Source organism: Klebsiella sp. MBT K-1, from assembly GCF_002556465.1.
GTDB classification, from domain to species: Bacteria; Pseudomonadota; Gammaproteobacteria; order Enterobacterales; family Enterobacteriaceae; genus Klebsiella; species Klebsiella grimontii.
Window position 1 is genome coordinate 248,188 of the sequence record NZ_PDEL01000001.1, and the last position, 23,828, is coordinate 272,015.

The 23,828-nt window shown below is 56.3% G+C and carries 21 protein-coding genes; 11 read left to right on the plus strand and 10 right to left on the minus strand.

The genetic code is table 11. From position 1 onward, the window contains the following. Positions 1–5 precede the first annotated feature (5 nt). From CMQ96_RS01115 to CMQ96_RS01135, 5 genes are read right to left on the minus strand one after another with little or no spacing between them, the layout of a single operon-like run. The gene (locus tag CMQ96_RS01115; RefSeq protein ID WP_029669640.1) at positions 6–1,145 is read right to left on the minus strand and encodes an alginate lyase family protein; all 1,140 of its coding nucleotides are present in this window, start codon (positions 1,143–1,145) and stop codon (positions 6–8) included. Positions 1,146–1,152: 7 nt separating this feature from the next. After that, positions 1,153–2,247 (minus strand): ABC transporter ATP-binding protein, encoded by a 1,095-nt coding sequence (locus tag CMQ96_RS01120; RefSeq protein ID WP_004138500.1) that lies wholly within the window; start codon positions 2,245–2,247, stop codon positions 1,153–1,155. A 10-nt stretch (positions 2,248–2,257) separates the two neighbouring features. Next, complete coding sequence (locus tag CMQ96_RS01125; protein WP_004121979.1) at positions 2,258–3,097, minus strand: carbohydrate ABC transporter permease; 840 nt, start codon at positions 3,095–3,097, stop codon at positions 2,258–2,260. 9 nt (positions 3,098–3,106) lie between these two features. Continuing rightward, positions 3,107–4,048: a carbohydrate ABC transporter permease gene (locus CMQ96_RS01130; protein ID WP_004121980.1), complete on the minus strand. Its 942-nt coding sequence runs from the start codon at positions 4,046–4,048 to the stop codon at positions 3,107–3,109. Positions 4,049–4,059: 11 nt separating this feature from the next. Beyond that, positions 4,060–5,349, minus strand: a complete 1,290-nt coding sequence (locus tag CMQ96_RS01135) for a sugar ABC transporter substrate-binding protein (protein WP_004138498.1) — start codon at positions 5,347–5,349, stop codon at positions 4,060–4,062. Positions 5,350–5,874: 525 nt separating this feature from the next. Between CMQ96_RS01135 and CMQ96_RS01140 the strand changes: the two genes are divergently transcribed. Both CMQ96_RS01140 and CMQ96_RS01145 read left to right on the plus strand, forming a co-directional pair. Continuing rightward, positions 5,875–7,113 (plus strand): alginate lyase family protein, encoded by a 1,239-nt coding sequence (locus tag CMQ96_RS01140; protein WP_049089559.1) that lies wholly within the window; start codon positions 5,875–5,877, stop codon positions 7,111–7,113. Next, a complete protein-coding gene (locus CMQ96_RS01145; RefSeq protein ID WP_098065704.1) occupies positions 7,113–9,143 on the plus strand; it encodes a heparinase II/III family protein in 2,031 nt (676 codons plus the stop codon). Before CMQ96_RS01140 ends, CMQ96_RS01145 begins: the two co-directional genes overlap by 1 nt. A gap of 1 nt (position 9,144) precedes the next feature. Here the strand turns inward: CMQ96_RS01145 and CMQ96_RS01150 are convergent, their stop codons facing one another. Further along, a complete protein-coding gene (locus CMQ96_RS01150; RefSeq protein ID WP_004103292.1) occupies positions 9,145–9,324 on the minus strand; it encodes a YoaH family protein in 180 nt (59 codons plus the stop codon). A 90-nt stretch (positions 9,325–9,414) separates the two neighbouring features. On the opposite strand from CMQ96_RS01150, the gene pabB reads away from it, so the two are divergent. The 4 genes from pabB to CMQ96_RS01170 all read left to right on the plus strand — a co-directional run bounded on the left by pabB (position 9,415) and on the right by CMQ96_RS01170 (position 14,576). Next, the gene (gene pabB / locus CMQ96_RS01155) at positions 9,415–10,770 is read left to right on the plus strand and encodes an aminodeoxychorismate synthase component 1 (RefSeq protein WP_024357819.1); all 1,356 of its coding nucleotides are present in this window, start codon (positions 9,415–9,417) and stop codon (positions 10,768–10,770) included. A gap of 3 nt (positions 10,771–10,773) precedes the next feature. After that, entirely contained in the window at positions 10,774–11,352 is a 579-nt protein-coding gene (locus CMQ96_RS01160) for a CoA pyrophosphatase (protein ID WP_004121986.1), read from the plus strand. 162 nt (positions 11,353–11,514) lie between these two features. Then, positions 11,515–12,879 (plus strand): L-serine ammonia-lyase, encoded by a 1,365-nt coding sequence (gene sdaA, locus CMQ96_RS01165; protein WP_004138492.1) that lies wholly within the window; start codon positions 11,515–11,517, stop codon positions 12,877–12,879. A 131-nt stretch (positions 12,880–13,010) separates the two neighbouring features. Beyond that, complete coding sequence (locus CMQ96_RS01170; protein ID WP_024357818.1) at positions 13,011–14,576, plus strand: EAL domain-containing protein; 1,566 nt, start codon at positions 13,011–13,013, stop codon at positions 14,574–14,576. 36 nt (positions 14,577–14,612) lie between these two features. Here the strand turns inward: CMQ96_RS01170 and yoaE are convergent, their stop codons facing one another. After that, a complete protein-coding gene (gene yoaE, locus CMQ96_RS01175) occupies positions 14,613–16,172 on the minus strand; it encodes a CNNM family cation transport protein YoaE (RefSeq protein ID WP_049114332.1) in 1,560 nt (519 codons plus the stop codon). 446 nt (positions 16,173–16,618) lie between these two features. Between yoaE and manX the strand changes: the two genes are divergently transcribed. The 5 genes from manX (at position 16,619) to mntP (ending at position 20,815) form a co-directional block, all read left to right on the plus strand. Continuing rightward, positions 16,619–17,587: a PTS mannose transporter subunit IIAB gene (gene manX, locus CMQ96_RS01180; protein WP_004138485.1), complete on the plus strand. Its 969-nt coding sequence runs from the start codon at positions 16,619–16,621 to the stop codon at positions 17,585–17,587. Positions 17,588–17,647: 60 nt separating this feature from the next. Then, positions 17,648–18,448, plus strand: a complete 801-nt coding sequence (gene manY, locus CMQ96_RS01185; RefSeq protein ID WP_004121991.1) for a PTS mannose transporter subunit IIC — start codon at positions 17,648–17,650, stop codon at positions 18,446–18,448. A gap of 12 nt (positions 18,449–18,460) precedes the next feature. Continuing rightward, on the plus strand, positions 18,461–19,312 hold the full coding sequence (locus CMQ96_RS01190) for a PTS mannose transporter subunit IID (RefSeq protein WP_004103307.1): 852 nt from the start codon (positions 18,461–18,463) through the stop codon (positions 19,310–19,312). A gap of 53 nt (positions 19,313–19,365) precedes the next feature. Next, entirely contained in the window at positions 19,366–19,824 is a 459-nt protein-coding gene (locus CMQ96_RS01195; RefSeq protein WP_098065706.1) for a DUF986 family protein, read from the plus strand. Positions 19,825–20,248: 424 nt separating this feature from the next. Further along, complete coding sequence (gene mntP, locus CMQ96_RS01205; protein ID WP_082237028.1) at positions 20,249–20,815, plus strand: manganese efflux pump MntP; 567 nt, start codon at positions 20,249–20,251, stop codon at positions 20,813–20,815. A 3-nt stretch (positions 20,816–20,818) separates the two neighbouring features. Here mntP and rlmA read toward each other — a convergent pair whose 3' ends face one another. From rlmA to cspE, 3 genes are all read right to left on the minus strand, one after another. Continuing rightward, positions 20,819–21,613 carry a 23S rRNA (guanine(745)-N(1))-methyltransferase gene (gene rlmA / locus CMQ96_RS01210; protein ID WP_098065708.1) on the minus strand — a complete coding sequence of 265 codons (795 nt, stop codon included), beginning with the start codon at positions 21,611–21,613 and terminating at the stop codon, positions 20,819–20,821. A gap of 60 nt (positions 21,614–21,673) precedes the next feature. Further along, positions 21,674–23,419, minus strand: a complete 1,746-nt coding sequence (ftsI, locus tag CMQ96_RS01215) for a peptidoglycan glycosyltransferase FtsI (RefSeq protein WP_049089561.1) — start codon at positions 23,417–23,419, stop codon at positions 21,674–21,676. Positions 23,420–23,609: 190 nt separating this feature from the next. Then, positions 23,610–23,819 (minus strand): transcription antiterminator/RNA stability regulator CspE, encoded by a 210-nt coding sequence (gene cspE / locus CMQ96_RS01220; RefSeq protein WP_001062678.1) that lies wholly within the window; start codon positions 23,817–23,819, stop codon positions 23,610–23,612. Positions 23,820–23,828 lie beyond the last annotated feature (9 nt).

Genomic DNA, 23,828 nt, shown 5'->3' on the forward strand with positions numbered 1-23,828 from the left:
TTGTATCAGCCCGGGCACCACATGAGCTGTTCCTTCAGCTGCAGCGTCTCCTGCGGCACGCATTTCAGCGCTTCACGATAGCTGCCGGCTTGTTTTGCATACCCCCGCACAGACTGCAGCAGCACGCGCAGCGCGCTATCCCACACAATCCCCTGCAGGTCGCTATAGGGCCAGAGATCCGGTTCCCGAATAAACGGCACCAGGTAATCAATCCCCTGCTTCACGCCTCGCCCATCGCGGATGGCGTTCCAGCGGTCAAACTCGACGTGCTCGGCATAGCGGTTGAGCAGCAGATGCGCTTCCAGGTTAAACAGCGAGTAGTGGAAAGGGATGGTACGTTCGAGCTCCATGGTCTGCTTGCCATCCTGGTCAATCTGCGCCGCCATCCGCTGGGTGATCCCCTGCTCGATGATCCGCGCCGCCAGCCCTTTATCGCCATAGAACAGCGCGTTAACCGTCCGCTGGGCGTCGTACCAGGTGCCGTGGTTGTTGTGCCAGACGTACTCTGAGTGGCCAATTTCGCTGTAGTACATCCAGTGGTTAAAATCGCGGAACCACTGGTGCAGGCCGATAATATCGTCGGTATCCAGCACGTTCGCCGCACTCACCAAGCCGATGGTATCCACCACCATCCACATTAAGCGGGTGTCAATCAGCCCTGTGCCGCGGCCGGAAACAATCCCCGGGATCGCCTGGCCATAGTTCAGATGCGGATTCATTCGCGTGTCGGCATCGAGGAACCAGCAGCGGATCTGCACGGCCGCCGCCTGCGCGTACTGGCGCTGGCCGGTGAAGTACCACGCCAGTCCCAGTGTCAGACAGCGTTCGCACATGCGGATAATGCGCGAGGTGTCGGTATCGTTATTTTCACACTGCGGGTTGATATGCCCATCGCGGCGAATGTAGGGCAGCCCGTTGGGACGCCGCGGGTTTGGCCACCAGTAGGTCCCCAGACTGTAGTAATCGTGCGCATCGCCGCTCGCCGGGCGCAGTTTTTTGTGCACCACGCTTTCCGGCGCTTCGCGGCGCAGAATGTCGGCCTCTGACACCAGCTTGCTCAGCGCCAGCTGCAGCGGCGAGAACGGCTGTTTTAAGCCCGCCCGGGCGTTTTCCAGGCAGGTTTCATCAAGGGTGTACAGCTTCATCGCCACCTTAAACTTCCTCCCGGCACGCTATGCGTTGACCGCTTTGCGCATCAAAGAGGTGCACGCCCGAGAGTTTCGGCTGTAGCCATATCTTATCCCCCTCTTTTACTGCCAGACGCTGTTTGAACACCGATGTAAACGCCCCGCCGCCGGTATCGCAGAAGAGCTGCATATCCGAGCCGGTGTTCTCCACCGCCGTCACCTTCGCCGCCAGCGCATCGTCGCGCGCTTCATGGACCACGTTGACCTGCTCGGGGCGAATGGCGTACACCACCTGCTGGCCGTCGGTCACCCGTAACCCCGCGGGCAACGCCAGCAGCGAGCCATCTTTCAGACGCAGGCTGGTCGCGTTGCCGTTCAGCACAACCTCGCCGGGAAGCTGGTTAATTTCCGGCGAACCGATAAATCCGGCCACGAACAGATTCGCCGGCCGGTCGTACAGCTCCAGCGGGGTACCCGCCTGTTCAATTCGCCCATCGCGCAGGACGACGATCATCTGTCCCATGGTCATGGCCTCAATCTGATCGTGGGTGACGTATACCGAGGTGGTTTTCAGCCGACGATGCAGTTCGCGGATCTCGCCGCGCACCTGGGTTCGCAGCTTGGCGTCAAGGTTGGAGAGCGGTTCATCGAATAAGAATACTTGCGGCTTACGCACGATCGCCCGCCCCATCGCCACGCGCTGGCGCTGGCCGCCGGAGAGATCTTTGGGCAGGCGTTCCAGCAGCGGCTCCAACCCCAGTAGCGCCGCCGCTTCATTGACCTTCTGATTGATCTCCGCTTTCGGCAGTTTAGCCATCTTTAGGGCAAAGCCCATATTTTCACGCACCGTCATCTGCGGGTAGAGCGCGTAGCTCTGGAACACCATCGCGATATCGCGCAGCTTCGGTTCTACCTCGGTGACGTTGCGTTCGTTGATATGCACCTCGCCACCGGAAATCTCTTCCAGCCCGGCAATCATGCGCAGCAGCGTGGACTTGCCGCAGCCGCTGGGGCCCACAAGGACGCAGAATTCACCGTCCGGGATAGTCAACGACACGTCTTTAATCACGTGCGCGTCACCATACGATTTACGCACGCTATTCAGTACAACAGATCCCATTGATAACTCCTTATCCTTTGACCGCGCCGGACATAATCCCGCGATTAAAATGTTTTTGCAGACCCAGGTAGACGATGATGCTGGGCAGCATCGCCAGCAGCGTTATGGCGATAAAAATGTTCGGCGTGATGCTCTCATCGGTACGCAGCGTGCCGAGGATCACCGGAATGGTATTCAGGCTGTCCTGGTTGACAACGATCAGCGGCAGCAGGTACTGGTCCCAAATCATAATAAAGCCGAAGGTCACCACCGTGCCGAGCGCCGGTTTCACCAGCGGCAGGATGACGTGGAAGAAAATCTGCCACTCGTTAGCGCCATCAATCCGCGCCGCCTCCTCCAGCTCTTTCGGAATCGCCGACATAAATTCAGTCAGGACAAAGATAGAGAACGCCCAGCCGACAACCGGTAAAATCATCCCGAGGTAGCTGTTGTAGAGCGAGGCATCGATAAACGGCAGTCGCCAGTTAATAATCATGTACAGCGGAATGGCGATGACCTCTTCCGGCAGCATCATGGTGGACAAAATCACCAGGCTCACCAGCGCCACGCCGCGAAACTTCTTCCGCGCCAGCGCATAGGCCGCCAGCGCGCTGACCGACACCTGCAGAACGGTGCCGAAGAACACCACCAGAATGGAGTTCAGCAGATACTGCCAGACGCCAATATCCATCCACGCAAAGATGAAGTTTTCAAATGAGAACTGATTCGGCCAGGCCAGCAGTTCGCCCGGTTTCACCGGCGCACCGCTGAATGCCGTGGCGACGATGCCCCAGAACGGACCGACAAAGACAATCAGCAGCAGCGCGTAGATGCACCAGCGTCCTGCTGTATCCCAACGTTTACTTAACATCGCGGCTCCTTAGTAACGGGCGATACGTTTTTTCAGCGTCAGATGACAAATGGTTAACAAAACCGTGAAGGTGAACAGCAGAAACGACACCGCCGAAGCGTAGCCATAGTCAAACTGCTCAAAACCCAATTTATAGATGTGGGTCATGACCATTTCCGTGGCGTTAGACGGCCCCCCGCCGGTGGTGGCATACACCTCGGCAAACACGCGAAAACCACGAATGAAGGAGAGCATCAGCACCACCGAGAGCGCCGGGATCATGCCAGGCAGCGTGACGTAGCGCAGGCGGTTCCACCAGCTGGCGCCGTCAACGTTCGCCGCATCGTATAAATCGCGGCTGATCCCCGCCAGGCCGGCAATAAAAATCACCATGTTGTAAGGCACCGCCTTCCAGATATGCAGCAGCATGATGACCCCCAGCGCCTGATCGGAGCTGGCAAGAAAGCCCTGGTCGGCGACGCCAAACCAGCTCAGGATGTGGTTAACCACGCCGTTGGGCGTTGGGTTGAATAAAATTCGCCACATTTCGGCGACGATCGCCGCGCTGGTGACCGCGGGTAAAAAGATGGCGGTGCGAATAAAACGCAGATGGCGCGCCGGACCTTCCAGCAGCATGGCGAGAAAGAAGGCCAGGATAGCCGCGGCGAACATCGTTACCACCACGTACAGCAGCGTGTTCACCACCGCCGCGTGCAGCTCGGCGTCGGCAAAAGCGCGGGTGAAGTTATCCAGCCCTACCCACTCGTTGGGCTGATTAAAGTTGACCTTGTAAAAGCTCATCACCAGACCCTGAATCATGGGGATAAACTTAAACCAGCTGAAAATAATTAGCGCAGGCGCTAAAAACAGCCACGGGATCAGCGCCCGCTTACGCTTTGCGCTCAGCCATCCGGCCGAGTCAGGCGAAGCGGCCTGCTTTATCGGCGAGGACTTCGTCTCATGCAGCGTCATAACCTATGTCCTCAGTTAGCCAGCACATTTTGTTTTTTCAGCTCAGCGTTCACCTTGCCGTCGAGCGTCTTCAGCTCGCCGGGAATATCGCTGCTGCAGTCGGCAAAAATGCGGTTAAAGCCTTCGGCTGCCACCTGACGCACCGGCGTCCAGTTGGGAATTTGCGGCACGTAGCGCCCCTGTTCATTGTAAAGTCGGGCGAAAGTCTCCCAGCGCGCGTCCTGATAAACGGCTTTGACGTCGACGTTCTTATTCACCGGCAGGCGCACCACCGGTATATGCTGGCTGCCTTTACCCATGCCGATTTCCTGACCTTCCGGGGAAATCATAAATTCGATAAATTGACGCGCCGCCTCTTTCTGCACACTGCTCTTCATCATAAAGACCGTGGTGCCCTCGGCGAGGGTGGCCTCACCTTTAGGCCCCACCACCGGAATCACTTCAAAGTTGTCTTTACCCGGGTCTTTATCGAACAGCGCGATATGGTACGGGCCGCTGAAGAACATGCCGCTTTGCCCGGAACGGAAGGAGGGAATAACGTCGGCGGTGGTGGCGTTAATCGCCCCCGGCTGCGTGACTTTGTCGCACATCATGGCGCGCATAAAGGTCATCGCCTGAGCCACTTCCGGCGTATTGAGCGAAGCGCTGAATTTTCCGCTCTCTTCTTTAACGAAATCGCCGCCCGCCTGCCAGATAAAGCTACTCATAAACCAGCTGGCGTAGCCGCGCGTCGTGGAGGCGGGAACGATAAATCCGTAGGTATCATTTTTGCCGTTGCCATCGGGATCCTGGGTGGTGAAGGCTTTTGCCAGGGCCTGAATATCATCCCAGCTCTTCGGCTGCGGCAGCCCCAGTTTTTCCCGCCAGTCTTTGCGCACAAACAGGGCGAAAGTTTGCGCGGAGGTCGGTACGCCATAGTATTTACCGTCGATATAGCGGGTGCTCTTCCATGCCGTCTGGAATAGCTGGTCGCCGCCCGCGATCGCCTGCGGGTCAATTTCTTCGGCAATACCCAACTGGATAAACTGCCCCAGCGACGCCGCATCGTTAAAAATCAGATCGGGTAAGGCGTTGCCCGCCGTGGCGCGCGCCAGCCGCTGTTCAAAGTCGGTGGTGGCGTTGAAATACTCAATTTTGATACCGGTTTTTTCTTCAAACTTTTCCGCCTCTTGTTTGTAGATATTCTTCGAGTCATTGCTGGCGCGGATCCAGACGTTGAGGGTAGTCGCGGCGTAGCTTTGGCTAACGCCGAGCCCGAGCGCGGTAAGAAGTAACAATGAACGTAATTTATTGGCAGACATGATGGCATATCCTTTATTGTAGGGCACCAAGGTAATTAAATTCTCAATTAATACATAAAAAGAAATGTGAATATCGCTCAGGCGTTAATACAGCTGACGCAAGAAATATTTCCATTCATTAGATAGAAATGTATTTCCCAATACAACCATGCAAAAAAGAAATTGCGTTTCAAAAACCAGAAAATTGAGATAGATCACACCAAAAAGTGACAAGAAAAGTGACGAAAAACAAATAACATTTAAAATCAATATATTATAAATTTACTAATTTTGTTAAAAGATTCAAAAAATAGAGAAAAACGGCAAAATACGTGATGTACACTGCATTAATAGCGTCATTATTTATCCAGGCCGTTAAACTTGAAGGACGTCACAAAAAAAATCACTTTGTCTTTTACACTGCTCGCCATCGAATATTTAAATATATTGTTTTTAATTACACCGCCTGTTTTTCGCGTCCTTTAAATACGCGTCAGGTATAATTCTGTTGTTATCTTTTCTCATATTTGCAGAAGGGTTATCACGATGAACTCAATACCTCGCCGAGGTTTGTTATGCATTGCGCTGTTTTGTTCCGGCCTGAGCGCCGCCTCGTATGCCGCTGAGCCGTACACGCTAGACGGAAAGGATTTAGCCTTTAGCCGCCAGCAGATCGCCGCGAAAGATCCGCTATTTGTTCAGGCGCAAGCGGCGCTGCTAAAGAAAGCCGATCTGGCGCTCAATCATCCGCTGTTCTCGGTGATGGATAAAACGCTGGTCGCCGCCAGCGGCAATAAGCACGACTACTACAGCTTTCCGCCTTACTGGTGGCCAAACCCTGATACCCAGGACGGGCTTCCCTATATCCGCAAAGATGGGCAAACCAACCCTGACGCCAATAGTGACGCCACCGATAAAAACCGGCTGGTGAAAATGAGTAACGACGTGTCAACGCTGGCGCTGGCGTGGTACTTCTCTCACGACGATCGCTACGCGCAAAAAGCGGCTGCGCAGTTAAAGACCTGGTTCCTCGATCCCAAAACGCGAATGACCCCCAACCTGCAGCATGCCCAGGCCATTCCCGGCATTAATACCGGACGCGGTATCGGCATTATTGATAGCCGCGCGCTGGTTGATGTCGTTGACGCGATCGCCCTGCTGCAATCCTCAGCTGCGCTGAGCGATAACGACGTTAGCGCATTAAGGCAGTGGTTTGGCGACTATTACCACTGGATGACCACCAGCCAGAACGGCTTTGAAGAAGAGAACTGGCATAACAATCACGGCAGCTATTTTGATATGCAGGCCGCCGCCTTCGCCCTGTTCAGCGGTAAAATCGACGAGGCGAAAAAGCGCCTGTACATCACCCAGCTGCGGCGTATTGCGGGACAATTTGATATTGAAGGCCGCCAGATGGCCGAGCTGGAGCGCACGCGTCCGTGGCACTACAGCAATTTCAACCTCGAAGCCTACAACCGCCTCGGGCGACTGGGCGAGAAGGCGGGCGTCGATATCTGGAACTTCACCCTCGACGACCATAGCCTGCGCAAAGGCTATCAGTACATCGCCGGGTTTATTAACAGCGATACGCCATGGCCCTGGAAAGATATCGATAAAATGGATGACAAGAAAGCGCTGCGCAATATCGCCACCGCCGCACACGCCTGGCCGGAAGATCCGCTGTTCAGTGACAAAGCGCAGTGGCTGCGGGCGAAATATCCCGACGATATCACGACGCTTATCGCCCCGCTTTCCGCATCGTCAGAGGTCAGGGATAACCGCTAATGAAACAATTTTCTGGGCTCTGGCCCGACATTGTCGGACGCGCAGCCGCGAATAGCGGACTGCTTGAACGGCTAGTGAAGGATGCGCAGCCGGTACTTCAGGCAGCGGTTCGCATTCCGCAGTCAGGCATCGCCAGCTGGAATCTCTATTACTTTTGTCCGCGCCACGGCGTACGCCTGACGTGGCGGGCGGATACGCCCTACCAGCATGCCTGCCCGGTCGATGGGGAAATATTTAGCGGCGAACCGTGGGACGGCGCCTGGTGGCGCGAGATGAATGGCCGAAACGCCAGCGCCTGTCAGCAGCTTGGCCTGCTATGGCGGCTGACCGACGAAACGGCGTATCGCGATAAAGTTCGCACGCTGCTGATGGGTTACGCGGATGTCTATCCCGGCTATGCGATTCACGGCGATATTCCCAACAACGGGCCGGGAAAGATGAACGCCCAGACGCTGTGCGAAGCCAACTGCATTCTGGAAATGGCGCTGGGTTATGACTTTATTCGCGACAGCCTGCCCCCCGGCGAGCAGCGGCACATCAGTGAAAACCTGCTGCGCTGTGCGGCCACGTTTTTGCGCGACCATCGTAGTCCGCAGATTCACAACCATGAAGTCAAAATCAGCGCGGCGCTTGGCGTACTGGGTTTCGTCCTCGAAGATGAAGCGCTGCTGGAGTTTGCCGTTAACCAGCCGTACGGCCTGCGCTGGCAGCTGGAAAACGGCCTGCTGGCAGAAGGGCTTTGGTTTGAAGGTTCGATTCACTATCACTATTACGCGCTGCAGGGCTTTTTCGCCTTCGAGAAGCTGGCGCGCGGCACCCGCTGGAGCCTGCTGGACGGCCCCTGGTATCAGGCGATGCTGAAGTTCCCGCTGGCGCTGCTGCTGCCGGACGGCACTTTCCCCCGCCTTAATGACTGCCTCGCCGGGCAGGAAAAGCTCCATCACCGGGATCTGTACGAGTTCGCCTGGTTTATCTGGCGTGACCCGCAGTACGCCGCGGTCCTGCAGTTTACCGAAACGGCGCCCGATGAGCGTGAAACCCTACTATGGCGCGAACGGTCTCTGCCGGAATCCCCCCTGGCGCTCATCCCGCAGCAGTCGCTGTTTGCGCCGGGCGCGGGTCTGACGCTATGGCGACGGCCGCAGCAGGCGCTGCTGATTAAGCACAGTCCCTGGGGCGGCGAACACGACCATTACGACCGGCTGGGGCTGATGCTCTGGCATCGCGACGGCTGGCTGCTCACGGATATGGGCACCACCGGCTACGGCGCGAAAATGCACTACGACTACTACAAAAACAGCGCCACCCACAATACGCTTTGCGTTAATCAGAGCAACCAGCCTCCGGCCAATCCGCAGGTGCTGGGCCGGCATATGGATGACGACTTTCTGTGGCTGGATAGCGAGGTTGATTGGGGCAAACCGCCGCCGGAGCTCAACAGCCATAGCCGCGTCGAATGGGACGCTACGGCCTGGCGGGACGTGCGCTTCCGCCGTCGCCTGCTGTGGCTTGAAGATGTGCTGATCGATCTTTCCTCCGTGGAGAACCCGCATCGCCAGCAGCTCGACTGGACGCTGCATCTGGCGGCACAGGCGCTGGACCAGAGCGGCACCGCCCGGCCCTTTTCGCTCAGCGGCCCGCTGCGGCGAATGACCGAAGCAACCGTGACGCCGCTGAACGGCTGTCAGCCGCGCCACTTTGCGCGCGGCGGCGATACCGTTGCGCTCTGGCTGTCCGGTGATGGTGAACTCTGGCAAGGGCTGGCGCCCGATAACCCGGCGATTCGCAATCTTAGCTATCTGGTCATACGCAATCACCTGCCGCAGGCGCGTTTTGTGTGTCTGTGGGATCTGGCAAACAGCGCGCCGCTGACGGAAGTGAACGTGCACCATACGCCAGTCGGTACGCAAATTACCTTCTGGCGCGGCGAGCGCGTGACGCACGTGACGTTGTACGACGAGCCAGGGAAACGACCTGATGCGATCCTTCCGCTCGCGGAAAGCGGCGTCTCACCTCAGTACGCAGAGTAATTTACTCGTCTTCATCCTCAAAGCGCGCCACAATCCGATCTCCGGTATGCGAGGCGCGCAGTTCATCCGCCACCAAAGCGATGGCCTGGCCGCTGCTCATGCCCTGCGACATCAGCTCCTGAATTCGTTCCACTGCTTTTTGCTGTTGCTCGTGGCTCAGCGAAGGTAAACCTGCAAACATCACTTACTCCTGCTACATTGTGGGGCGTAATTATTTCACGCCGTCCTCTCGTATACCAGCGGGCGGTCACGATCAGGATTAAAGAAGACCATGTTGTCCCCCGCTATGCTTTCCCTGCCCTGGCGTCCGGATGCCGCTGAAGACTATTTTAGCCCATTAAGTTCACAGCCCTGGGCGATGCTGCTGCACTCGGGTTTTGCCGAACATCCGCATAATCGTTTTGACATTGTTGTCGCCCAGCCGCGCGCAACGCTGGTGACTCGCGGCAATATGACCGTCATAAACGATGGGGAAACCGTCTCAACCTCTGCCGCCGATCCGCTCACTCTCGTGCATCAACAGCTGGCGCGCTTTAACCTGCAGCCGCAGGCTCATCCGCAGCTGCCGTTTCTCGGCGGGGCGCTGGGGCTGTTCGGCTACGATCTGGGTCGTCGCTTTGAAAATCTGCCGGCGCAGGCCGAGGCGGATATCGATCTGCCGGATATGGCGGTAGGCATTTATGATTGGGCGTTAATCGTCGATCATCAGCGCCGGGAAGTGTCGTTATTCAGCTATGGCGATCCGCAGGCGCGGCTGGCGTGGCTGGAAGCGCAGGCCGAGCCTGCCGCGGCCCCCTTTGCCCTCACCTCAGGGTGGCGCTCAAATATGAGCCGCGCGGAGTATGGCGAAAAGTTTCGCCAGGTTCAGGCTTATCTGCACAGCGGCGACTGCTATCAGGTTAACCTGGCGCAGCGGTTTACGGCGAGCTATCGCGGGGATGAGTGGCTGGCCTTCCGTCAGCTAAACCGTGTTAATCGCGCGCCGTTCAGCGCCTTTATTCGCCTCCAGGAGGGCGCCATATTAAGCCTGTCGCCCGAGCGTTTTATTCAGCTCCGGCAAGGCGAAATTCAGACCCGGCCCATCAAGGGGACGTTGCCCAGGCTGGCCGATCCTGAGCAGGACGCGCTGCAGGCGCAAAAGCTGGCGAACTCAGCAAAAGACCGCGCCGAAAACCTGATGATCGTCGATTTAATGCGTAACGATATTGGCCGGGTTGCTGTCCCCGGTAGCGTTCGCGTTCCTGAGCTGTTTGTGGTGGAGCCCTTCCCCGCCGTGCATCATCTGGTGAGCACCGTGACCGCCAGACTGCCCGCGCATCTGCACGCCGCCGACCTGCTGCGCGCGGCCTTTCCCGGCGGCTCAATCACCGGCGCGCCGAAGGTCAGAGCGATGGAGATCATCGATGAACTGGAGCCGCAGCGGCGCAACGCGTGGTGCGGCAGCATCGGATATCTCAGCTTCTGCGGCAATATGGATACCAGCATTACCATCCGTACGCTGACGGCCTGCCGGGGGCGGATCTACTGCTCCGCCGGCGGCGGAATTGTGGCCGATAGCGAAGAGGCGGCGGAATATCAGGAAACTTTTGATAAAGTTAATCGTATCCTGCATCAACTGGAGAGCTAGCACATGGCGGACAGCGCCCTCGAACTTGACGATTTCCTTTCGCGTTTTCAGCTTCTGCGCCCGCAGCCGACGCGCCACGCGCTCAACCAGCGTCAGGCTGCGGTGCTGGTACCGATTGTGCGCCGCCCGCAGCCGGGGCTGCTGCTGACCCAGCGTTCGCCGCTGATGCGCAAGCACGCGGGCCAGGTCGCCTTCCCCGGCGGCGCGGTGGATAACAGCGATGCGACCCTGATCGCCGCCGCGCTGCGCGAGGCCCACGAAGAGGTGGCGATCCCGCCGGAGTCGGTCGAGGTGATCGGCGTTCTGCCGCCGGTCGATAGCGTAACCGGTTTTCAGGTCACCCCGGTGGTGGGCATTATTCCGCCTGACCTGCACTATCACGCCAGCCAGGATGAAGTCGCCGCGGTCTTCGAAATGCCGCTGGCCGAAGCGCTGCGCCTGGGGCGCTATCACCCGCTGGATATCCATCGCCGCGGCAATTCGCATCGCGTCTGGCTATCCTGGTATCAGCATTATTTTGTCTGGGGAATGACCGCCGGCATTATCCGTGAACTGGCGCTACAGATAGGCTCCCGCCCTTAGCTATACTAAAACTGAGACGGCGTTCTCAGCATTAGTAAATCCATGGTTACTCATTAGTTTAATTCATGTGAATACTTAAGCTGATGGCCCGGTTCCCTCTTACACTATGCGCAGTTATTACATCGTTGCCGCACCCGCGGCAACCCTGTCAGGAGTGTTAGCGTGATTAGTATATTCGACATGTTTAAGGTGGGGATCGGTCCCTCATCTTCCCATACTGTAGGCCCGATGAAGGCCGGTAAACAGTTCGTCGATGACCTGGTCGAAAAGGGATTGCTTAATGAAGTGACTCGCCTGGCGGTCGACGTCTACGGCTCACTGTCATTAACCGGCAAAGGCCACCACACGGATATCGCCATTATTATGGGTCTGGCGGGCAATCAGCCCGATACGGTCGATATCGACGCGATTCCGGCGTTTATCCGCGACGTTGAAGAGCGCGGACGCCTGCTGCTGGCCCAGGGGCAGCATGAAGTCGACTTCCCGAAAAATGACGGCATGCGTTTTCGTAGCGACAACCTGCCGCTGCATGAAAACGGCATGACCATTCACGCCTGGTCTGGCGAGAAAGAGATCTACAGTAAAACGTATTATTCCATCGGCGGCGGTTTTATCGTCGATGAAGAACATTTCGGCAAAGAGAGCGCCAGCGAACTCGCCGTTCCGTATCCGTTTAAATCCGCTCAGGAGATGCTGGGCTACTGCAAACAGACCGGCATGTCGCTCTCCGGCATGGTGATGCAGAATGAGCTGGCGCTGCACAGCAAAAAAGAGATTGAAGACTATTTCGCCAATATCTGGCAGACCATGCGCGCCTGTATCGATCGCGGGATGAATACCGAAGGCGTCCTGCCCGGTCCGCTGCGCGTTCCTCGTCGCGCCTCGGCGCTGCGACGGATGCTGGTTGCCAGCGATAAGCTCTCTAACGACCCGATGAACGTGGTGGACTGGGTCAATATGTTTGCGCTGGCGGTCAACGAAGAAAACGCCGCCGGTGGCCGGGTGGTAACGGCCCCGACCAACGGCGCCTGCGGCATCGTTCCGGCGGTGCTGGCCTACTATGACCACTTTATCGAGCCCGTCAGTCCGGATATCTATATTCGTTATTTCCTGGCGTCAGGGGCTATCGGCACGCTGTACAAAATGAACGCCTCCATTTCCGGCGCGGAAGTGGGCTGTCAGGGCGAAGTGGGCGTGGCCTGCTCGATGGCGGCCGCGGGCCTGGCTGAAATCCTTGGCGCCAGCCCGGAGCAGGTCTGCGTGGCGGCGGAAATCGGCATGGAACATAACCTGGGACTGACCTGCGACCCGGTGGCCGGACAGGTACAGGTTCCGTGCATTGAACGCAACGCAATTGCCTCCGTCAAAGCGATTAACGCCAGCCGGATGGCAATGCGCCGCACCAGCGAGCCGCGCGTCTCGCTGGATAAGGTCATTGAGACCATGTATGAAACCGGTAAAGACATGAACGCCAAATACCGGGAAACGTCGCGCGGCGGCCTGGCTATCAAAGTTCAGTGCGACTAATCATAGCTCAACAGAATGCGCCCAAGGGCGCATTCTTCTTTTTCCGCTCTATATTATTATCTGCGCCCACTACACTTGCTCTATAACGGCTGTTACTCTCATTAACACTTTTAGCCGACAGGGCGTCGCGCATGCAGACTGCACAAAAAGTCATCACAACGTATCGCCGGAAACGCATTCTGGTTTGCCTGCTGGTCGCGCTACTGACGCTGACAACAACCTTAGTAATACGATTTATTTCACAGCGTAGCTTAAATCAGCAACGCGTCCAGATGAGCACCAACAAGATGGTGGCCGCGATGGATAATATTCTGCGGCCTCTGGCGGCCCAGCACGTCGCGCTACTGCATCTTGTCAATAAGCCCTGTCAGGACGTGCACCTCACGTTACGTAAGCTGGCGGCGTCGCTGCAAACGGTGCGCTCCATCGCGCTGGTCCAGTCGAACCTGCTGTACTGCTCGAGTATTTTTGGCCAACGCAACATTCCGATACACCAGCTACAGCCGGCATTACCCACCCATCACCCCCTGCTCACCTTCAGCTACGACGCCTCGCTGCTCAAAGGAACGCCGGTGCTTATCCAGTGGTATCCCGCTTCGCTTAGCGGCGCCGACGGCGTGCTGCTGGTGATCAATATCGAGCTGCTGGGCGAGTTAATTTTCAACGCAAAATCAGCGCTAATCAGCGGAATTGGCCTTAACGTCGGCGAAAGAAGCTTTATTAGCGGTTCGGGGCTGAGTAAACAGGAAGCCCTGCCGGGCGAGCAAATCATCTACCGCCAGCCGTCGACCGAGTTCCCCTTTACCATTAGCGTCAGCGGGCCAGGAGCCTCGGCGGTCGCCCTTAACGAACTGCCGGCCGAGCTTCCGCTGGCGCTGGTAATCAGCCTGTTAATGACCGGCATCGCCTGGCTGGCGACCGCCGGAAGAATGAGCTTTTCCCGCGAAATTAATCTCGGTATTGCCGCGCACGAGTTCGCCCTCTGGTGCCAGCCCCTGCAGAACTTGCGCACTCGGCAGTGCTGCGGCGTTGAGATACTACTGCGCTGGAATAACCCGCGCAGAGGCGAAATCTCGCCGGACGTGTTTATTCCAATAGCCGAAGGATATAACCTGATCGTCCCCCTCACCCGCTATGTGATCTCCCAGACGGCCCACAAATTAGCCTGCTTTCCGCAGGACAAACATTTTCACATCAGCATTAACGTCGCCGCCCGCCATTTCGCCAACGGCGAGCTGCTGCGCGATCTGCATCACTACTGGTTTAGCGCCCATCCCATTCAGCAGCTGGTCGTTGAGCTCACCGAGCGTGACGTCCTGCAGGATGGCGACCACCATATGGCCGAGCATCTTCATTTCAAAGGGGTCCAGCTGGCTATCGATGATTTCGGCACCGGCAACAGCTCCCTTTCGTGGCTGGAAAAGCTGCGCCCTGATGTCCTGAAAATTGATAAATCGTTTACCAGCGCCATTGGGATTGATAGCGTTAACGCGACGGTGACCGATATGATCATTGCTCTCGCCCATCGGCTGAAAATTGTGACGGTCGCGGAAGGCGTCGAGACCCAGGATCAGGAAGCGTATCTGCGCGGCAACGGCGTCGATTTATTGCAGGGGTTTTATTACGCCCGGCCAATGCCGGTAGAGGACTTTCCGCAGTGGCTGGCGGCGGAAAAGCGTCGGGAAATGAACGCCTAAAAATGCCCGCCGGCCTGAGGCCGACGGGCATCAACGTTACTCTTCTTCGTCGTTGTACTGACGCAGCTTGACGACGCGCACCAGGTCGACGCGATAGTCGTTGGCTTCAATGATGGTGAACTGCAGAGGCGACAGCTCAAGCACGTCGCCAGGGCGCGGAATATGGCCGTTGACGGCAATCACCAGGCCGGCAACGGTGGCGATATCTTCATCCTCATCGACCAGATCGTCTACGCCCAACGCCTGCTGCAACGCATGCACGTCGGTTGAACCTTTCACCAGCCAGCCGTCGCCATCGATGACAATTTCCGGCGTTTCGTCAGCATCCGGGAACTCACCGGCAATCGCCTCCAGTACGTCCAGCGGCGTAACCAGCCCCTGTACGACGCCAAACTCGTTAGTCACGATGACAAAGCTACCGCGGGCGCGGCGCAGCACGCCGAGCAGGTTGATCGGGTCCAGCGTTTCCGGGACCACAATCGCCGGAGAGGCGGAAGCCAGCGCGGCCACGTTGTCACCCGCTTCCAGCGCCACCAGCATCTCTTTCGCCCGCACGATACCGATGATTTCATCCAGCTCGCCGCGACAGACCGGGAACAGGCTGTGCGGGGAAGAGAGCAGCTGGCGGCGAATTTCATCTTCGCTTTGCTCGGCGTTCACCCAGCTAATTTCCCCGCGCGGGGTCATAATACTGCGCAACGAACGCTGGGCCAGGGTCAGTACGCCATTAATCATATAGCGCTCTTCTTCCGCAAACGCGCCTTCCGGTATCGGCACCACGGACGAGCTGTCGCTATCGTGCGCCGGAGCGCTCTGCTTACGCCCGCCCATCAGGCGCAGGATCGCATCGGCAGTACGCGCGCGCAGAGGCAGGGTCGATTGATGGCGAATAAAGTTACGGCGCGCAATCTGGTTAAAGAACTCGATGGTTATCGAGAAGCCAATCGCGGCGTACAGGTAACCTTTCGGTATATGGAAACCAAACCCTTCCGCCACCAGGCTCAGGCCGATCATCAGCAGGAAGCTCAGGCAGAGCACCACCACCGTCGGATGCTGGTTGACGAAATTAGTCAACGGCTTCGAAGCCAGCAGCATCACCGCCATCGCAATCACCACCGCCGCCATCATCACCGGCAGGTGGTTAACCATCCCGACCGCAGTAATCACGGCATCCAGCGAGAACACGGCGTCAAGTACGACGATTTGCAGTACCACCACCCAGAAACTGGCATATCCTTTACCATGACCGGAGTCATGCTGGCGGTTCTCCAGCCGTTCATGCAGTTCGGTGGTCGCCTTAAACAGCAAGAATATCCCGCCGAGCAGCATAATAAGATCGCGTCCGGAGAACGAAAAATCGGCAACGCTGAAAAGCGGTTTCGTCAGGGTCACCATCCACGAAATGACCGACAGCAGCCCCAGACGCATAAACAGCGCCAGCGAAAGGCCGATCAGGCGCGCCTTATCGCGCTGCTTAGGCGGCAGCTTGTCGGCAAGGATGGCGATAAACACCAGGTTGTCGATACCCAGTACGATTTCAAGGACGACAAGCGTCAGCAAACCGGCCCAAATAGAGGGATCCATTAAGAATTCCATGAGCAGCTCCAGTTAACGACAGGCATAGTCATCGCTGTGTCATGCACAGACGAGACACTTGTTGCTGGTGAAAAGACGTAGCAGGTGACGGCGGCACGCGCGTGCCGGAAGGTGAAATGACGTCGGTGACGGTCCATATAGCGGGCTATGCCCTATACTCCTGAGTAATTAAACGGAACGTAAACATAGCAAAATATAGAGCAATATTGGAAAAAATTTACCTGTCTTTGCAATAGCTAAGACTATTTTTTGCGCTGCAAAATAATTACCAACCGATGCAAAATTAGCGGAGCTTCATCACATTAATTATTTTTTCACTGTCTAAAATAATTCGCTGTAGTAATTACTTTATATCTTACACCCTTACTGAATCGATTTTGTTCGCAAGAGTGATTCAGGATGTATCACAACAGATGATGCATTCACGATTATAAAGGAGGTAGCAAGTGACGATTGCTATTGTAATAGGCACACATGGTTGGGCTGCAGAACAGCTGTTAAAAACGGCAGAAATGCTGCTGGGCGAACAGGAAAACGTTGGCTGGATCGATTTCGTTCCTGGCGAAAACGCAGAAACGTTGATTGAGAAGTACAACGCCCAGTTGGCAAAGCTGGATACGGCTAAAGGCGTGTTATTTCTCGTCGATACATGGGGAGGCAGCCCGTTTAACGCGGCCAGCCGCATTGTCGTCGATAAAGAACATTATGAAGTCATCGCGGGCGTCAATATCCCGATGCTGGTCGAAACGTTGATGGCGCGCGACGACAACCCCTCGTTTGATGAACTGGTCGCCCTGGCGGTGGAAACCGGTCGTGAAGGCGTGAAAGCACTGAAAGCGAAGCCGGTGGAAAAGGCCGCCCCTGCTCCGGTTCAGGCTGCAGCGCCGAAAGCGGCAGCGCCATTGAAGCCAATGGGTCCAAACGACTACATGGTTATTGGGCTGGCGCGTATCGATGACCGTTTAATCCACGGCCAGGTCGCCACTCGCTGGACCAAAGAAACTAACGTTTCGCGCATTATCGTCGTCAGCGACGAAGTGGCGGCGGATACCGTACGTAAAACGCTGCTGACCCAGGTTGCTCCTCCGGGCGTTACCGCCCACGTAGTAGACGTGGCGAAGATGATTCGCGTCTATAACAACCCCAAATACGCAGGCGAGCGCATTATGCTGCTGTTCACTAACCCAACGGACGTTGAACGTGTTGTTGAAGGCGGTGTGAAAATCACCAGCGTCAACATCGGCGGCATGGCTTTCCGTCAGGGCAAAACGCAGGTGAATAACGCCATTTCGGTCGATGAAAAAGATATTGAAGCGTTCAAGAAGCTGAACGCCCGCGGTATCGAACTGGAAGCCCGCAAAGTTTCCACCGACCAGAAACTGAAAATGATGGATCTGATCGGCAAGGTGAAATAAGCCTCTCTGCGGATCGCAACTCAATTTTCAACTTAAGACTTAATCAACAGGAGAAGTACAATGGAGATTACCCTTCTTCAGATTGTGCTGGTGTTCATCGTCGCGTGTATTGCGGGTATGGAGTCGGTACTTGATGAATTTCAGTTCCACCGTCCTCTGGTGGCCTGTACGCTGATTGGCGCCGTTCTCGGGGATATGAAAACCGGTATTATCATCGGTGGTACCCTGGAAATGATCGCCCTCGGGTGGATGAACATCGGCGCCGCCGTTGCGCCTGATGCTGCGCTTGCATCCATCATCTCAACCGTTCTGGTTATCGCGGGCCACCAAAGCATCGGTGCCGGTATCGCGCTGGCAATTCCGCTGGCGGCAGCGGGCCAGGTGCTGACCATTATCGTCCGTACCATTACCGTTGCCTTCCAGCACGCTGCGGATAAAGCGGCGGAAAATGGTAACCTGACGGCCATCTCCTGGCTGCACGTTTCGTCGCTATTCCTGCAGGCGATGCGTATCGCTATTCCTGCGGTTATCGTGGCGATTTCCGTCGGTACCAGCGAAGTACAGGGTCTTCTGAACGCCATTCCTGAAGTGGTTACCGGCGGTCTGAACATCGCGGGCGGCATGATCGTGGTAGTGGGTTACGCGATGGTCATCAATATGATGCGCGCCGGCTACCTGATGCCGTTCTTCTACCTGGGCTTTGTTACCGCCGCGTTCACCGATTTCAACCTGGTTGCTCTGGGTGTGATTGGTACGGTAATGGCTGTCCTCTACATTCAGCTGAGCCCGAAATATAACCGCGTCGCGGGTGCGCCTGCGCAGGCTGCTGGTAATAACGATCTCGACAACGAACTGGACTAACAGGTGAGCGAAATGGTTGATATGACTAAAAATACCACCGAGAAAAAACTCACTCAGAGTGATATTCGTGGCGTGTTCATTCGTTCTAACCTGTTCCAGGGTTCATGGAACTTCGAACGTATGCAGGCGCTGGGCTTCTGCTTCTCCATGGTACCGGCTATTCGTCGCCTGTATCCGGAGAACAACGATGCGCGCAAACAGGCGATTAAGCGTCACCTTGAGTTCTTTAACACCCATCCCTACGTTGCGGCGCCGGTACTTGGCGTAACGCTGGCGATGGAAGAACAGCGTGCTAACGGCGCAGAAATCGACGATGGCGCCATCAACGGTATCAAAGTTGGCCTGATGGGCCCGCTGGCCGGCGTGGGCGACCCGATCTTCTGGGGTACCGTTCGTCCGGTATTCGCCGCGCTGGGCGCAGGTATCGCCATGAGCGGCAGCCTGCTCGGCCCTCTGCTGTTCTTTATCCTGTTTAACGCGGTGCGTCTGCTGACCCGTTATTACGGCGTCGCTTACGGTTACCGTAAAGGTATCGACATCGTTAAAGATATGGGCGGCGGCTTCCTGCAGAAACTGACCGAGGGGGCGTCAATTCTCGGCCTGTTTGTCATGGGGGCGCTGGTTAACAAGTGGACGCACGTGAACATCCCGCTGGTGGTTTCCACCATCACCGGTCAGGATGGCCAGACTCGCGTCACCACCGTGCAGACCATCCTTGACCAGCTGATGCCGGGCCTGGTGCCGCTGCTGCTGACCTTCGCCTGTATGTGGCTGCTGCGTAAGAAAGTTAACGCCCTGTGGATCATCGTGGGCTTCTTCGTCATCGGTATCGCCGGTTACGCTGTCGGACTGCTGGGCCAGTAATCAACACGTTGTGCGCCGGGGGCTTGCCCCCGGCTTTTTTATTTGGAGGATGGATGACAATCACGGACCTGGTGTTAATCCTGTTTATTCTCGTTTTGCTCGCGTTTGCGGTTTACGACCAGTTCATCATGCCGCGCCGTAATGGCCCCGTTTTGCTGGCTATCCCCCTGCTCCGCCGCAACCGCGTCGATGGCATTATCTTCGTCGGCCTCATTGCTATCCTGATTTATAACAATATTGCTAACCACGGCGAACTTATCACCACCTGGTTATTATCTGCCCTGGCCTTAATGGGGCTATATCTGTTCTGGATCCGCTCTCCCAAAATCATCTTCAAGCAGCAGGGCTTTTTTTTCGCCAATATCTGGATCGAATATCAGCGCATTAAAGAGATGAATTTATCGGAAGATGGCGTACTGGTTATGCAATTAGAACAACGGCGCCTGCTTATTCGCGTACGAAATATCGACGATCTGGAAAAGATATACAAAATTCTCGTTTCCACTCAATAGCTTAAGAATATAGCCTACGCTATATTTACCCTTTCCCCCCGCGCCTGGAATATAGCCGAGGCTATATTCCAGGCGTTAACTTCAGCGATATTTATTAACTAATCATTTACCTATAGATTGAAATGAAAATCGTTATCATTTGGTTGGGAAAATAACCGATTTCTGTTATTGTTTTATATTCTAAAATTATGTTAAGGTTGCGCCCGTCATTGGGGAGTAGCCAATTTTCTGCCTGGCAGAAAATGTCCGTGTCAACATACTCGTTGCAAAACGTGGCACGTGCGGGTTGAAGCAGAACGTATTCAATCAGGCGAGACCATAGACGCATCACTGCTGTACGCGGCGCTTTATCATCAGGCGAGCTGCGTATTTTTACTGGGGGCAGCGATGTGTCATATGGATTATCCCCGGTCAGGACGCTCTCATGAATGTATCTGCTACAATTCTTCTTGCCTTCGGCATGTCCATGGACGCCTTCGCGGCCTCTATTGGAAAAGGCGCGACCCTCCATAAACCTAAATTTTCTGAAGCCCTGCGGACGGGTCTGATCTTTGGCGCTATCGAAACGCTCACCCCGCTTGTCGGCTGGGGTTTGGGGATGCTCGCCAGCCAGTTCGTCCTCGAATGGAACCACTGGATTGCCTTTGTGCTGCTGGTTTTTCTCGGCGGTCGAATGGTTATCGAAGGGTTACGCGGCGGCGATAGCGATGAGTGCGAAGCTCCGCGCCGTCACGGTTTCTGGCTACTGGTCACCACCGCTTTCGCCACCAGCCTGGATGCGATGGCCGTCGGCGTTGGCCTGGCGTTTTTGCAGGTCAATATTATCGCCACCGCGCTGGCTATCGGCTGCGCCACGTTGATGATGTCGACGCTGGGCATAATGGTAGGACGTTTTATCGGCCCGCTGCTCGGCAAACGGGCGGAAATCCTTGGCGGTATCGTGCTGATCGGCATTGGCGCCCAGATCCTCTGGAGCCATTTCTCAGGCTAATCCTCAGGCATCGCGCTGCCAGCAGTGAATAGAAAAATCGGTCTGGCAGTCAAACAGCGCCTGCTGGCGCAGCGCCTCCCTCACCGGCGGCTTCGCCCGCCACGCAAACGGCGTCATTTGCAGTAAAGCTTCCGCCTCGCTGCCGTTAAGCTGCATCGGATAGGCCAGCTGCTGCTGGTGACGTAAGGTAAATCCTGCCATCTCTTCCCTGCTCTGCGCGTGCAAACGCACGTCGTCGTAGATCAACCCTTTCAGCTCCATCAGGTGGCGAGGTCCCGGCGTCGCGGTGATAACCCAGCCGCCGGGCCTGACAACGCGCGCCAGCTCAAGGGCATTGCAGGGAGCATAAATACGTACTATCGCGTCCAGGCTCGCATTCTCAAACGGCAAACGCTGGCGGGAAGCGACGCAAAAGCTGACCTGCGGATAACGTTTCGCCGCCGCGCGGATAGCCGATTTCGACACATCCAGGCCCCAGCTATGGGCCGCAATGGCGGCAAAAGCGTGCGTGTAGTAGCCTTCCCCGCAGCCAATATCCAGTAAATCCGTCGGTGCGAAGGTTTGCAGATAAGCGCAGATAGCGTCGCGAAGCGGCTGATAGTGCCCCGCGTCGAGGAACGCGCGCCGGGCCTGCATCATTTCAGCGCTGTCGCCCGGATCGCGGGAGCGCTTAAACTGCACCGGCAGCAAATTGACGTACCCTTCCTTCGCCAGATCGAACTGATGCCGCTGCAGGCAGATATAGCTATTATCGCGGCGCTCAAGCGGCGCGTGGCAAAGTGGGCAACTGTAAGACATGACAACTCCGGTGTGCTGAAAGGGCGAAAGTGTAGCGCTATTCGCCCCTCCAGGCCACCGTTACAGCGCAGGCGACGGGGCTCCGTCGCGATGCATCACGATAAGATTTTCCGCCCCCTGCGGCATCCCATCGGGCATAACGTTCTCCAGGCGCAGCACATCCCCCATAATCTGGCTGAATACCGGCGCCGAAACCGCCCCGCCGTAATACGAACCGTTGCTGGGATCGTTCATCACGACCACCAGCGCGAATTTCGGATTACTGGCGGGCGCAACGCCGGCGGTATAGGCAACGTACTTATCGATATATTTACCATCCGGCCCGATTTTTTTGGCGGTACCGGTTTTTACCGCCACCCGATAGTCGCGTACCGCCGCTTTGGTCCCGCCGCCGCCCGGTAAAGCGACGCTCTCCATCATATGTTCGACTTCATGCACGATTCGCTCCGGCATCACCCGGGTACCCATCACCGGCGGATCAATACGGGTTATCGATAGCGGACGCTCGATACCGTAACTGCCGATAGTGGCATAGACGTGCGCCAGCTGGAGCGGCGTGACCATCAGACCGTAGCCGAAGGCGAATGTCGCCCGGTCCAGCTGACCCCAATAGCGGCGCTGCGGCATCAGCCCGGCGCTCTCGCCGGTCAAACCCAGGCCGGTAGAGTCGCCAAAACCGAACGCTTTATAGGTATCGATAAGATGCTGAATCGGCATCGCCAGCGACAAATGCGAAACCCCGGTATCGCTGGATTTTTGCAGAATACCGGTGAGGGAGAGTTCAGGATAGTAACCCACGTCGCGAATACGATGACCATCGAGGACAAACGGATGAGTATCCACCACGCTATCTGGCTGAACAATGCCCTGCTGGAGCGCGGTCATCAGCACCAGCGGTTTAACCGTCGACCCCGGCTCGAAAGTATCGCTGATGGCGCGATTGCGAAAATCATCCAGCTTCGCATCATCGCGATTGTTCGGGTTGAAGTCCGGGTAGCTGGCCATCGACAGAATCTCCCCGGTATCGATTTTAATTAATACCGCCGCCCCTGAATCCGCTTTGTTCCAGCGCACGGCGTTATCCAGCGCGTCCTCGGTCACCGTTTGCAGACGTTCATCGATACTGAGCTGCAAATTGTGGGCCGGAACCGCCGGGACTTCGGTGATATTTTCGATGACGTTGCCGTGCCGGTCTTTACGCACCAGACGACGACCGGGCTGACCGGTCAACTGGGCGTTAAAGCTTTTCTCTACGCCTTCGATACCCTGGTTATCAATATTGGTAAAACCCAGCAGATTAGCGGCAACGTGCCCCGCCGGATAAAAGCGGCGCGACTCATCGCGCAGATTGATCCCCGGCAGGTGAAGCTTATCAATCCACTCCGCCTGCTCCGGATTGATCTGGCGCGCCAGGTAGAGAAACCGCGCGTGAGGATGCGCTTCGACGCGGTGGGCCAGCTCGCTAAGGTTGAGATGTAAAGCTTGCGCCATTGCCTGCCAGCGCGGACCGTAGCCGACGCCCCCCTTTTCGAGCGTGGTTTGCGGATCGACCCAGACGGCGCTCACCGGCACGCTGACCGCCAGCGGTCGGCCCTCGCGGTCGCTAATCATGCCGCGCTGCACATCAATAGGCTCCTCGCGCAGGGATCGCATGTCCTCTTGTTTAACCAGATTGTCAGGGGAGACAATTTGTAGCCAGCCGACCCGGACCAACAGCAGTCCCATACAGCAAAGAATCGCCACGCACAACAACCCAAACCTTAGCGGGGTAAAGTTGGCGGCTGACTTAAGTTTGTTCTTTTGCACCTTAGCTCCATCATTATTTTGCAAGCATCTGATTTAACAGAAATAGACAAAACAGGTTGCTAAACAGTGCTAATAACGATGTTGATTTGCAACAAAGCGCAACGGAGGGTGGTAAATGGACATATTTTGCAATAAATGCTAAAAAGCCCCGCAGTTGCGAGGCTTTCTTACAAGATTCAGTGGTCTTAAATCAGATAGCAGTTACGTTAACTGCAGCTGGACCTTTCTGGCCGTCCTGAATTTCGAACTCAACGTTCTGGCCTTCAGCCAGAGTTTTGAAACCGTTACCCTGGATAGCGGAGAAGTGTACAAACACATCTTTGCTGCCATCAGCCGGAGTAATGAAGCCAAAACCTTTAGACTCGTTGAACCACTTAACTTGACCTTTAATCTTTGCCATTTGCAAAAT

What these genes read in the sequence shown, in the direction of transcription:
- pabB (WP_024357819.1), top strand. Translation starts at nt 9,415, where the DNA reads ATGTTGTCCCCCGCTATGCTTTCCCTGCCCTGGCGTCCGGATGCCGCT.
- CMQ96_RS01150 (WP_004103292.1), bottom strand. Translation starts at nt 9,324, where the DNA reads ATGTTTGCAGGTTTACCTTCGCTGAGCCACGAGCAACAGCAAAAAGCA.
- CMQ96_RS01120 (WP_004138500.1), bottom strand. Translation starts at nt 2,247, where the DNA reads ATGGGATCTGTTGTACTGAATAGCGTGCGTAAATCGTATGGTGACGCG.
- rlmA (WP_098065708.1), bottom strand. Translation starts at nt 21,613, where the DNA reads ATGTCTTACAGTTGCCCACTTTGCCACGCGCCGCTTGAGCGCCGCGAT.
- yoaE (WP_049114332.1), bottom strand. Translation starts at nt 16,172, where the DNA reads ATGGAATTCTTAATGGATCCCTCTATTTGGGCCGGTTTGCTGACGCTT.
- CMQ96_RS01190 (WP_004103307.1), top strand. Translation starts at nt 18,461, where the DNA reads ATGGTTGATATGACTAAAAATACCACCGAGAAAAAACTCACTCAGAGT.
- CMQ96_RS01195 (WP_098065706.1), top strand. Translation starts at nt 19,366, where the DNA reads ATGACAATCACGGACCTGGTGTTAATCCTGTTTATTCTCGTTTTGCTC.
- CMQ96_RS01160 (WP_004121986.1), top strand. Translation starts at nt 10,774, where the DNA reads ATGGCGGACAGCGCCCTCGAACTTGACGATTTCCTTTCGCGTTTTCAG.
- CMQ96_RS01135 (WP_004138498.1), bottom strand. Translation starts at nt 5,349, where the DNA reads ATGTCTGCCAATAAATTACGTTCATTGTTACTTCTTACCGCGCTCGGG.
- CMQ96_RS01125 (WP_004121979.1), bottom strand. Translation starts at nt 3,097, where the DNA reads ATGTTAAGTAAACGTTGGGATACAGCAGGACGCTGGTGCATCTACGCG.
- CMQ96_RS01145 (WP_098065704.1), top strand. Translation starts at nt 7,113, where the DNA reads ATGAAACAATTTTCTGGGCTCTGGCCCGACATTGTCGGACGCGCAGCC.
- CMQ96_RS01130 (WP_004121980.1), bottom strand. Translation starts at nt 4,048, where the DNA reads ATGACGCTGCATGAGACGAAGTCCTCGCCGATAAAGCAGGCCGCTTCG.
- CMQ96_RS01170 (WP_024357818.1), top strand. Translation starts at nt 13,011, where the DNA reads ATGCAGACTGCACAAAAAGTCATCACAACGTATCGCCGGAAACGCATT.
- CMQ96_RS01140 (WP_049089559.1), top strand. Translation starts at nt 5,875, where the DNA reads ATGAACTCAATACCTCGCCGAGGTTTGTTATGCATTGCGCTGTTTTGT.
- cspE (WP_001062678.1), bottom strand. Translation starts at nt 23,819, where the DNA reads ATGGCAAAGATTAAAGGTCAAGTTAAGTGGTTCAACGAGTCTAAAGGT.
- mntP (WP_082237028.1), top strand. Translation starts at nt 20,249, where the DNA reads ATGAATGTATCTGCTACAATTCTTCTTGCCTTCGGCATGTCCATGGAC.
- manY (WP_004121991.1), top strand. Translation starts at nt 17,648, where the DNA reads ATGGAGATTACCCTTCTTCAGATTGTGCTGGTGTTCATCGTCGCGTGT.
- CMQ96_RS01115 (WP_029669640.1), bottom strand. Translation starts at nt 1,145, where the DNA reads ATGAAGCTGTACACCCTTGATGAAACCTGCCTGGAAAACGCCCGGGCG.